Source organism: Microbacterium sp. SCN 69-37 (genome assembly GCF_001724435.1).
Lineage (GTDB): Bacteria > Actinomycetota > Actinomycetes > Actinomycetales > Microbacteriaceae > Microbacterium > Microbacterium laevaniformans.
In genome coordinates, this window is sequence record NZ_MEEL01000064.1 from 1 (window position 1) to 9007 (window position 9007).

13 protein-coding genes and 1 pseudogene are annotated in these 9007 nt (G+C 66.9%); all 14 read left to right on the top strand.

What is annotated here, in order from left to right; translation table 11 throughout:
• Positions 1-178 (top strand): annotated as a pseudogene (locus tag ABS64_RS14385) (50S ribosomal protein L24); the annotation flags it as partial.
• Positions 179-180: 2 nt separating this feature from the next.
• Complete coding sequence (rplE, locus tag ABS64_RS14390) at positions 181-771, top strand: 50S ribosomal protein L5 (protein ID WP_016463569.1); 591 nt, start codon at positions 181-183, stop codon at positions 769-771.
• Between the two features lie 88 nt (positions 772-859).
• Positions 860-1258: a 30S ribosomal protein S8 gene (rpsH, locus tag ABS64_RS14395; RefSeq protein WP_005050503.1), complete on the top strand. Its 399-nt coding sequence runs from the start codon at positions 860-862 to the stop codon at positions 1256-1258.
• A 6-nt stretch (positions 1259-1264) separates the two neighbouring features.
• A complete protein-coding gene (rplF, locus tag ABS64_RS14400) occupies positions 1265-1801 on the top strand; it encodes a 50S ribosomal protein L6 (RefSeq protein ID WP_016463568.1) in 537 nt (178 codons plus the stop codon).
• A gap of 2 nt (positions 1802-1803) precedes the next feature.
• Positions 1804-2163 (top strand): 50S ribosomal protein L18, encoded by a 360-nt coding sequence (rplR, locus tag ABS64_RS14405; protein ID WP_005050501.1) that lies wholly within the window; start codon positions 1804-1806, stop codon positions 2161-2163.
• A gap of 32 nt (positions 2164-2195) precedes the next feature.
• Complete coding sequence (gene rpsE, locus ABS64_RS14410) at positions 2196-2840, top strand: 30S ribosomal protein S5 (protein ID WP_269429743.1); 645 nt, start codon at positions 2196-2198, stop codon at positions 2838-2840.
• The gene (rpmD, locus tag ABS64_RS14415; protein ID WP_005050499.1) at positions 2840-3025 is read left to right on the top strand and encodes a 50S ribosomal protein L30; all 186 of its coding nucleotides are present in this window, start codon (positions 2840-2842) and stop codon (positions 3023-3025) included. Before rpsE ends, rpmD begins: the two co-directional genes overlap by 1 nt.
• Complete coding sequence (rplO, locus tag ABS64_RS14420; RefSeq protein ID WP_288121583.1) at positions 3025-3612, top strand: 50S ribosomal protein L15; 588 nt, start codon at positions 3025-3027, stop codon at positions 3610-3612. Before rpmD ends, rplO begins: the two co-directional genes overlap by 1 nt.
• 109 nt (positions 3613-3721) lie before the next feature.
• Positions 3722-5059 (top strand): preprotein translocase subunit SecY, encoded by a 1338-nt coding sequence (secY, locus tag ABS64_RS14425; protein ID WP_288121582.1) that lies wholly within the window; start codon positions 3722-3724, stop codon positions 5057-5059.
• Positions 5056-5646, top strand: coding sequence for an adenylate kinase (locus ABS64_RS14430; protein ID WP_292684465.1), 591 nt, complete (start codon positions 5056-5058; stop codon positions 5644-5646). The genes secY and ABS64_RS14430 overlap by 4 nt, the downstream gene beginning before the upstream one ends.
• Positions 5646-6476 carry a type I methionyl aminopeptidase gene (gene map / locus ABS64_RS14435; RefSeq protein ID WP_292684467.1) on the top strand — a complete coding sequence of 277 codons (831 nt, stop codon included), beginning with the start codon at positions 5646-5648 and terminating at the stop codon, positions 6474-6476. The genes ABS64_RS14430 and map overlap by 1 nt, the downstream gene beginning before the upstream one ends.
• A 211-nt stretch (positions 6477-6687) precedes the next feature.
• Positions 6688-7668: a type IV toxin-antitoxin system AbiEi family antitoxin domain-containing protein gene (locus tag ABS64_RS14440; RefSeq protein WP_292684469.1), complete on the top strand. Its 981-nt coding sequence runs from the start codon at positions 6688-6690 to the stop codon at positions 7666-7668.
• Positions 7669-7868: 200 nt separating this feature from the next.
• Entirely contained in the window at positions 7869-8546 is a 678-nt protein-coding gene (locus ABS64_RS14445; protein ID WP_036284625.1) for a thioredoxin domain-containing protein, read from the top strand.
• Positions 8547-8713: 167 nt separating this feature from the next.
• Positions 8714-8935, top strand: coding sequence for a translation initiation factor IF-1 (infA, locus tag ABS64_RS14450; protein WP_005050493.1), 222 nt, complete (start codon positions 8714-8716; stop codon positions 8933-8935).
• Positions 8936-9007: the final 72 nt, after the last annotated feature.

Here is a 9007-nt window from a genome sequence, read left to right on the forward strand (position 1 = left end):
CAAGACGGGCGGCATCGAAACGATGGAAGCCCCGATCCACATCTCGAACGTCGCCCTCGTCGACCCCTCGACCAAGAAGCCGACCAAGGTCGGTCACCGTGTCGAGGAGCAGACGAAGGATGGCGTGAAGCGCACCGTCCGCGTGCGCTACGCGAAGAAGAGCGGCAAGGACCTCTGAACATGAGCAGCACCACTGCCGCGGCGGCTGGCAAGATCCAGCCCCGCCTGAAGCAGAAGTACCAGGACGAGATCAAGAAGGCCCTGCAGGACGAGTTCGGCTACGCCAACGTCATGCAGATCCCCGGGATCGTCAAGGTCGTCGTGAACACCGGTGTCGGCGAGGCAGCTCGCGACTCCAAGGTGATCGACGGTGCGGTCGACGACCTCACCAAGATCACCGGCCAGAAGCCGGTCGTCACGAAGGCCCGCAAGTCCATCGCGCAGTTCAAGCTGCGCGAGGGCCAGGCGATCGGTGCGCACGTCACCCTCCGCGGTGACCGTGCCTGGGAGTTCCTGGACCGTCTCGTGAACCTCGCCCTGCCGCGTATCCGCGACTTCCGCGGCCTGTCGCCCAAGCAGTTCGACGGTCACGGCAACTACACGTTCGGTCTGCAGGAGCAGTCGGTCTTCCACGAGATCAACCAGGACAAGATCGACCGCGTCCGCGGCTTCGACATCACGATCGTCACCACGGCGAAGACGGATGACGAGGGCCGGTCGCTGCTGCGCCAGCTGGGCTTCCCGTTCAAGACGGACGAGAACCAGGCCTGACGCCCCCCCGACCTCTCCGGTCGGCCCATCAAGAAGGTCGGCTGTCGTGTAACGGCATCCGAAACCGCTGAACAAAGGAAACCAAGAAATGACGATGACAGACCCGGTCGCTGACATGCTGACCCGTCTGCGCAACGCGAACTCGGCGCACCACGACTCCGTGTCGCTGCCGAGCTCGAAGCTCAAGACCCACATCGCCGAGATCCTCCAGCAGGAGGGCTACATCTCCGGCTGGGAGGTCTCCGACGCCCGCGTCGGCCAGACTCTCACCCTCACGCTGAAGTACGGCCCGAACCGCGAGCGGTCGATCGCCGGCATTAAGCGCGTCTCGAAGCCCGGCCTGCGCGTGTACGCACGCTCGACCGAGATCCCCAAGGTCCTCGGCGGGCTGGGCGTCGCGATCCTGTCCACCTCCTCCGGTCTTCTCACCGACCGCCAGGCAGAGCAGAAGGGCGTGGGTGGGGAAGTCCTCGCCTACGTGTGGTGATCTGACATGTCGCGTATTGGACGTCTTCCCATCGACATCCCCGCCGGCGTGACCGTTTCGGTCGACGGCCAGGATGTCACGGTCACGGGCCCGAAGGGTGAGCTCGCGCTCTCCGTCTCCAAGCCCATCGAGGTCAAGGTCGAGGAGAACCAGGTTCTGGTCTCCCGTCCCGACGACGAGCGCGAGTCGCGTTCGCTGCACGGACTGACCCGCACCCTGATCAACAACAACATCATCGGCGTCACCCAGGGCTACACCAAGGGCCTCGAGGTCGTCGGCACCGGTTACCGCGTCGCGCAGAAGGGGACGGCGGTCGAGTTCGCGCTCGGCTTCTCGCACCCGGTTCTCGTCGAGGCGCCGGCCGGCATCACGCTGACCGTCGAGGGCAACAACAAGCTCACCGTCAGCGGCATCTCGAAGCAGGCCGTCGGTGAGGCCGCCGCGAACATCCGCAAGATCCGCAAGCCCGAGCCCTACAAGGGCAAGGGTGTGCGCTACGCGGGCGAGGTCGTTCGCCGCAAGGCCGGAAAGGCTGGTAAGTAATCATGGCTGTCAAGTCGAAGAGCGACGCGCGTTCGCGTCGTCACCTGCGCCTTCGCAAGAAGGTCGTGGGCACCGAGGCCCGTCCGCGCCTCGTCGTCACCCGCTCGGCCCGCCACGTCTTCGTCCAGCTCGTGGACGACAGCAAGGGCGTGACCGTCGCGTCGGCGTCGACTCTCGAGTCGGACCTGCGCACGTTCGACGGTGACAAGACCGCCAAGGCCCGCAAGGTCGGCGAGCTCGTCGCCGAGCGCGCCAAGGCGGCCGGTTTCTCGGACGTCGTGTTCGACCGCGGTGGCAACCGCTACGCGGGCCGTGTCGCAGCGATCGCCGAGGGCGCCCGCGAGGGAGGTCTGAACCTGTGAGCGATGCAACTACTCAGAATGTGGAGAACGAAGTGACCGAGCAGGCTGCGGCCACCGCTCCCGTCGAGCGCGAGGCCCGCGAGCCCCGTCGTGGCGGTCGCGAGCGCAACCCCAACCGCGACCGTGGTTCGCGCGACGCCGAGAAGAGCCAGTTCCTCGAGCGCGTCGTGACGATCAACCGCGTGTCGAAGGTCGTCAAGGGCGGTCGCCGCTTCAGCTTCACGGCGCTCGTCGTCGTGGGTGACGGCAACGGTCTCGTCGGCGTCGGCTACGGCAAGGCGCGTGAGGTCCCCCTCGCCATCTCCAAGGGTGTCGAAGAGGCCAAGCGCAACTTCTTCCGCGTGCCCCGCACCGGCTCGTCCATCCCGCACCCGGTGCAGGGTGAGGCCGCTGCCGGTGTCGTGCTCCTGCGTCCGGCCGCCGCCGGTACCGGTGTCATCGCCGGTGGCCCGGTGCGCGCCGTGCTCGAGTGCGCCGGTATCCACGACGTGCTCTCCAAGTCGCTCGGTTCGTCGAACACGATCAACATCGTGCACGCGACCGTCGAGGCGCTGAAACAGCTCGAGGAGCCCCGCGCGGTCGCCGCGCGTCGCGGTCTCGACTTCGACCAGGTGGCTCCGGCCCGTCTGATCCGTGCCGAGGCCGACGCCGCGGCCGCTGCGAAGGTAGGTGCCTGATGGCCGCGCGTCTCAAGGTGACCCAGGTCAAGTCCAAGGTGAGCGAGAAGCAGAACCAGCGTGACACGCTGCGTTCGCTCGGCCTGAAGCGGATCGGCGACTCGGTCGTCCGTCCCGACGACGCGCAGACGCGCGGCTACGTCAAGGCTGTCGCCCACCTCGTCAAGGTTGAGGAGATCGACTGATGGCCGAGAAGGCTGAGAAGGCGACCGAAGAGGTCGCTGTGAAGAACACCGAGAAGAAGGCCGCCGCCAAGCCGGCTGCCAAGAAGACCGCCGAGAAGCCGGCCGCGAAGAAGGCTCCCGCCAAGAAGGCGGATGCCGAGGTGTCGCGCCCCGGTGTGCTCAAGGTCCACCACCTGCGTCCGGTCCCGGGCTCCAACACCGCAAAGACCCGTGTCGGTCGCGGTGAGGGCTCGAAGGGCAAGACCGCCGGTCGTGGCACCAAGGGTACGAAGGCCCGTTACCAGGTGAAGGCCGGTTTCGAGGGCGGCCAGATGCCGCTGCACATGCGTACGCCGAAGCTGCGCGGGTTCAAGAACCCGTTCCGCGTCGAGTACCAGGTGGTCAACCTCGACAAGCTGGCTGAGCTGTACCCGGCCGGTGGCGACGTCACCGTCAGCGACCTCGTCGCCAAGGGTGCGGTGCGCAAGAACGAGAAGGTCAAGGTGCTCGGCACCGGCGACATCTCGGTCAAGCTCACCGTCGCCGTCGACAAGGTCTCGGGTTCGGCCGAGCAGAAGATCGTCGCCGCAGGCGGTTCGGTCAAGTAATTCCACGGCAGGGGCCGGAGGCGAGCCTCCGGCCCCTGTTGCCGTACTCTGGAAGCGGTGTCCTCGGATCCGCATCGAGACACCGGTCAGCTCTCTGGAGGAAATCCCCTTGTTCAGCGCCGTCAGCGCCATCGCGCGGGTCTTCCGCACCCCGGATCTCCGGCGGAAGATCTTCTTCACCCTCGCGATCATCGCCATCTATCGCCTCGGTGCGCACGTTCCGGCGCCCTTCGTGAGCTTCCCGAACGTGCAGTCCTGCCTGCAGCAGACCGGTTCCGCGAGTGAGGGTCTGCTCTCGCTGGTCAACTTGTTCTCCGGCGGTGCGCTGCTCCAGCTGTCGATCTTCGCCCTGGGCGTCATGCCCTACATCACCGCGACGATCATCGTGCAGCTGCTGCGCGTGGTCATCCCGCACTTCGAGGCGCTGTACAAGGAGGGGCAGGCCGGTCAGGCCAAGCTCACGCAGTACACCCGCTACCTGACGATCGCCCTCGCGCTGTTGCAGTCCACGACACTTGTCACCGTGGCGCGCTCGGGCCAGCTGTTCGGCAGGACCGGCATCGCCGAGTGCAACGCTCTGCTGACCAACGATGTGTGGTGGGCCCAGCTGCTGATGATCATCACGCTGACCGCCGGCACCGGCCTCATCATGTGGTTCGCCGAGCTCGTCACCGAGCGCGGCGTGGGCAACGGCATGTCCATCCTCATCTTCACCTCGATCGCGGCGCAGTTCCCGGCGGCCATGTGGGCCATCGCCACGTCGCGCGGTTTCGAGGTCTTCCTCCTCGTGCTGGCCGTCGGCATCGTCGTCGTCGCTCTCGTCGTCTTCGTCGAGCAGTCGCAGCGGCGCATCCCCGTGCAGTACGCCAAGCGCATGGTCGGGCGTCGCACCCTCGGCGGCACGAACACGTACATCCCGATCAAGGTGAACATGGCGGGTGTCGTGCCGGTCATCTTCGCCTCCTCGCTGCTGTACATCCCGGCACTGATAGCCCAGTTCAATCAGACGCCGGACGCCAACGGCAACATCCCGGGCTGGGTGACCTGGATCCAGCAGTACCTCACCAAGGGCGATCACCCGCTCTACATGCTGCTGTACTTCCTGCTCATCGTCGGGTTCACCTACTTCTACGTCGCGATCACCTTCAACCCCGTCGAGGTCGCCGACAACATGAAGAAGTACGGCGGGTTCATCCCCGGCATCCGTGCAGGTCGTCCGACGGCCGAGTACCTCGACTACGTGTTGACGCGCATCACGCTGCCCGGCTCGATCTACCTCGGCCTCATCGCGCTGCTGCCGCTGGTGGCGCTCGCGACGGTCAGCGCTAACCAGAACTTCCCGTTCGGCGGCGCGTCGATCCTCATCATCGTCGGTGTGGGTCTGGAGACGGTCAAGCAGATCGACGCCCAGCTGCAGCAGCGTCACTACGAAGGGTTGCTGCGATGACCGCTGCTCGACTACTCATCATCGGCCCGCAGGGCTCCGGCAAAGGCACGCAGGGCGTGCGGGTGGCGGAGGCCCTCGGCATCCCGGCGGTCTCGACCGGCGACGTCTTCCGCGCCAACGTGAAAGAGGGCACGGAACTCGGTCTGAAGGTCAAGGCGATCATCGACGCCGGCGACCTCGTGCCGGACACCCTGACGGGGGAGATCGTGCGCGATCGGCTCGCCCAGCCCGACGCCGCCGCCGGCTTCCTCCTGGACGGCTACCCGCGCAACCTCGGCCAGGTGGGCGATCTCGACCGTTTCCTGGACGAGAGGGGCGTGCCCCTCACCGCGGTCATCGAGTTGGTGGTGCCGCGCGACGAGTCCATCCAGCGCCTGTCGCTGCGGGCGAGCGAGCAGGGCCGTGCCGACGACAACGCCGAATCGATCGCGAAGCGTCTGGCCATCTACGAGTCCGAGACGGCGCCGATCCTCGATGTCTACCGCGAGCGGGGCATCGTCGATCAGATCGACGGCGTCGGATCGCTGGACGAGGTCTACGCGCGGATTCAGGCCGCCCTGGCAGCTCGCGGCATCGCAGCCTCCTGATGGGACTTCGTCGCTCCTTGTACAAGACCCCGGCGCAGCTGCGCTCGATGGTTGAGCCGGGCCTGATCACGGCGGCCGCGCTGGATGCCGTGCGTGCGCTGATCGCCCCGGGTGTGACCACGGCTGAGCTGGATGCCGCGGCATCCGAGGTCATCCTCGCCCGCGGGGCCGAGTCGAACTTCCAGCTCGTGCGCGGCTACCGCCACACGACCTGCATCTCGGTGAACGACCAGGTCGTCCACGGCATCCCCGGGGAGCGCGTGCTCGAGCCGGGCGACATCGTGTCGATCGATGCCGGTGCGCAGTTCAAGGGCTGGAACGGCGACTCGGCCATCACGGTGGTCGTCCCCGGCGGGGATCCGGCTGTGCAGGCGTCGCGCGAGCGGCTGTCGCAGGTGACCGAGGGCTCGCTCTGGGCGGGCGTGGCCGCGCTCGCATCGGCGTCGCGCGTCGGAGAGATCGGTGACGCGGTGCAGGGCTACATCGAGCGCTCGGGGGAGAGCTACGGCATCCTTCGCGACTACGTCGGCCACGGCATCGGCCGCCGGATGCACGAGGGCCCGACGATCTTCAACTACCGGGTGTCCGACCTGGGCCCCGCGGTGCGTCCCGGCCTGTGTGTCGCGATCGAACCGATGATCACCGCCGGCTCCGAGGAGACCTTCGTCGAGGACGACGACTGGACGGTCACGACCGTCGACGGCAGCGACGGAAGCCACTGGGAGCACAGCGTCGCCGTTCACGAGAACGGCGTGTGGGTGTTGACCGCCGCCGACGGCGGCGCCGCCGGTCTCGCCCCCTTCGGCGTCACCCCCACCCCCATCGCCTGACCCGCGCGCTGCGCGCACTCTGCTCCCCGCGAGCCGCCATCCTCCGCGCGAGCCGACATCATCCTTCGCGCAGAAACATGCCGGTTCGGGGGCGCGATGGCGGCTCGCGTGGTGCGCCGAGGTTCCTCCCCAGATCGACCCGCCGAGGGGTGTTGTCCACGGGTGAGGTGAGGGAGGCGCGGATGCCGATGCGGCGAGGATCGTGGAATGCATGATCGTCTCCGAAGCTCGCGCCGCCCTCGCTTCCCGAGAGGAGCTCGAACGCAGAGGGCGTTCGGCGCGAGACGTCGCTGCGGCGGTGCGGCACGGATCCCTCATCCGTGTGGATCGCGGGTGTTACGCCGACGCGGAACGGTGGCGCGGCGCCCACAGCGAAGGGCGTCACCTGATGCGCGTCGTCGCCGCTGAACGTCCTCGCACGGGGAACTCCGAGCTCGTCTACTCCCATGCCTCGGCGGCCGTCCTCTGGGAATTGCCGCTGTTTCGCATCGAACCCCGCCGCGTGCACCTCAGTGGACGCGCAGCGAGCGGGCACGTACGCGCATCCGAGCCGTTGGTCGCACGTCACCAGGTTGCCGTCGCCTCGAGCGACATGACGATGCGCCAGGGCGTGCTCTGCACCGGACTGGCCCGCACGGTCGCGGACGTGCTGCGCTCGGCATCCTTCGAGACAGGACTCTCCCTCGCCGACGCCGCGCTTCGCCGTGCCGCCTGGTCGTGGAACGGGTACGACGTGGAGGCGGCGGAGAGTCTGCGCCGGCAGGTTGCGCAGCGGCTGCCTTCGGGCGGCCGCGGAGTTCGCGCGGCCCGGCGGATGCTGGAACTCGCCGATGGTCGTGCCGCTTCGCCGGGGGAGAGCGTGAGCCGGCTCTACATCGGCGACCTCGGCTTCGCCACGCCGCGTCTGCAGGTCCCGGTCGCCGGTCCGGGCTCGCGCCTGTTCCATGTCGACTTCGCGCTGGATGACGTCGGAGTCTGGGGCGAGTACGACGGCGAGGGAAAGTACCTCGATCCTGCGATGCGGGGCGAGGGCGTCGGGGTGGAGCGGGTGGTCATGGAAGAGAAGCAGCGCGAGGACTGGATCCGCGGGACTACGGGACGGCGACTCGTGCGCTGGGGCACGGCCGACATCGCGACGGCAGCCCACCTGGGTGCACGCCTGCGCGCGTTCGGCATCCATCCGCAACGCTGACCCGTCACGCCGAGCCGCTACGAACGTGCCGAACCGACGCGAAAGGGCGCGCGAGAACATGGCGGTGTACAAGGCGCCGCGCCAGGTGGCNGGGGGTGGGGGCGGGTGAGGTCACGGCTTTCACGGGCAACGCATAAGAGTGCGTGAGCCACAATGGTAGGACGGCGGCGACAGCCGCACATCGGAGAGGCATCGAGGTTATGGCGCAGGCAGCAGCGGGTAAGAGGAACTGGTTCGCGATCTGGGTGAGCGTGGCGGTCGTCGTCGTGGTCGCGCTGGTCATCGGCCTTGTCGTGTGGATGAACAACGTCAGCTCGGGTCCGGGTGCGCAGCCCTCGTCGAGCAACATCAATACGGATACCGGTGCGATCTCATTCGGCAGCGGCCCCGATGTCGTCGACACCTACGTGGACTTCATGTGCCCCTACTGCGGCCAGTTCGAGAAGACCGAGGGGGACACGATCAAGCAGCTCATCTCTGAGAACAAGATCACGCTGAACCTCCACCCGGTCACGATTCTCGATCGCGCCTCGCAGGGGACGAAGTTCTCGAGCCGGTCGGCGAGTGCGATGTTCGCTATCGCGGAGGCGGACCCCGCCAACGCCTACGCGTTCATGGCTGCGATGTACCAGAACCAGCCCCAGGAGAGCACCCCCGGTCTGACCGACGATCAGATCGTGTCGATCGCTAAGCAGGCGGGGGTCAATGTGACCAGCGACCTCGAGCAGGCCATCACGTCGGGCAAGTACATCAAGTTCGCACAGTCCAAGGGCCTGCCGCAGGGCGCTCAGGGAACGCCGACTCTTCTCGTGAACGGCAAGAATGTCCCCGTCACTTACAACCCGCAGACGGACATCGTCGCCAACCTCAAGGGCTGACGACGTGATGCGCGTCTGAGACGAGCGAGAGGGCCGTACGGCAGTTTGCCGTGCGGCCCTCTATCACGTACACTGAATCTTTGGTGCCTTGCGCCTTCATTGGCGTGTCGCCGCACCACATCCCACTCACCGCAGACCGACCGGTCTGCACAAGCGTCAGCGAGGCTATGGCTAAGAAAGACGGTGTCATCGAAATCGAGGGCGTCGTGTCTGAAGCGCTGCCCAACGCGATGTTCCGCGTTGAGCTCACCAACGGACACAAGGTACTCGCCACGATCTCCGGCAAGATGCGGCAGAACTACATCCGCATCATCCCCGAAGACCGCGTCGTCGTGGAGCTCTCGCCCTACGACCTCACGCGCGGTCGCATCGTCTACCGCTACCGCTAGACCGGTCGAGAAGTAACGAGCGGGCGGATGCCGAGGCATCCCGTCCGACTCGAAGACAGCGAACAGGAAAAT

What these genes read in the sequence shown, in the direction of transcription:
- rplR (WP_005050501.1), top strand. Translation starts at nt 1,804, where the DNA reads ATGGCTGTCAAGTCGAAGAGCGACGCGCGTTCGCGTCGTCACCTGCGC.
- ABS64_RS14445 (WP_036284625.1), top strand. Translation starts at nt 7,869, where the DNA reads ATGGCGCAGGCAGCAGCGGGTAAGAGGAACTGGTTCGCGATCTGGGTG.
- rpmD (WP_005050499.1), top strand. Translation starts at nt 2,840, where the DNA reads ATGGCCGCGCGTCTCAAGGTGACCCAGGTCAAGTCCAAGGTGAGCGAG.
- ABS64_RS14430 (WP_292684465.1), top strand. Translation starts at nt 5,056, where the DNA reads ATGACCGCTGCTCGACTACTCATCATCGGCCCGCAGGGCTCCGGCAAA.
- rplF (WP_016463568.1), top strand. Translation starts at nt 1,265, where the DNA reads ATGTCGCGTATTGGACGTCTTCCCATCGACATCCCCGCCGGCGTGACC.
- rplE (WP_016463569.1), top strand. Translation starts at nt 181, where the DNA reads ATGAGCAGCACCACTGCCGCGGCGGCTGGCAAGATCCAGCCCCGCCTG.
- map (WP_292684467.1), top strand. Translation starts at nt 5,646, where the DNA reads ATGGGACTTCGTCGCTCCTTGTACAAGACCCCGGCGCAGCTGCGCTCG.
- rpsH (WP_005050503.1), top strand. Translation starts at nt 860, where the DNA reads ATGACGATGACAGACCCGGTCGCTGACATGCTGACCCGTCTGCGCAAC.
- infA (WP_005050493.1), top strand. Translation starts at nt 8,714, where the DNA reads ATGGCTAAGAAAGACGGTGTCATCGAAATCGAGGGCGTCGTGTCTGAA.
- ABS64_RS14440 (WP_292684469.1), top strand. Translation starts at nt 6,688, where the DNA reads ATGATCGTCTCCGAAGCTCGCGCCGCCCTCGCTTCCCGAGAGGAGCTC.
- rplO (WP_288121583.1), top strand. Translation starts at nt 3,025, where the DNA reads ATGGCCGAGAAGGCTGAGAAGGCGACCGAAGAGGTCGCTGTGAAGAAC.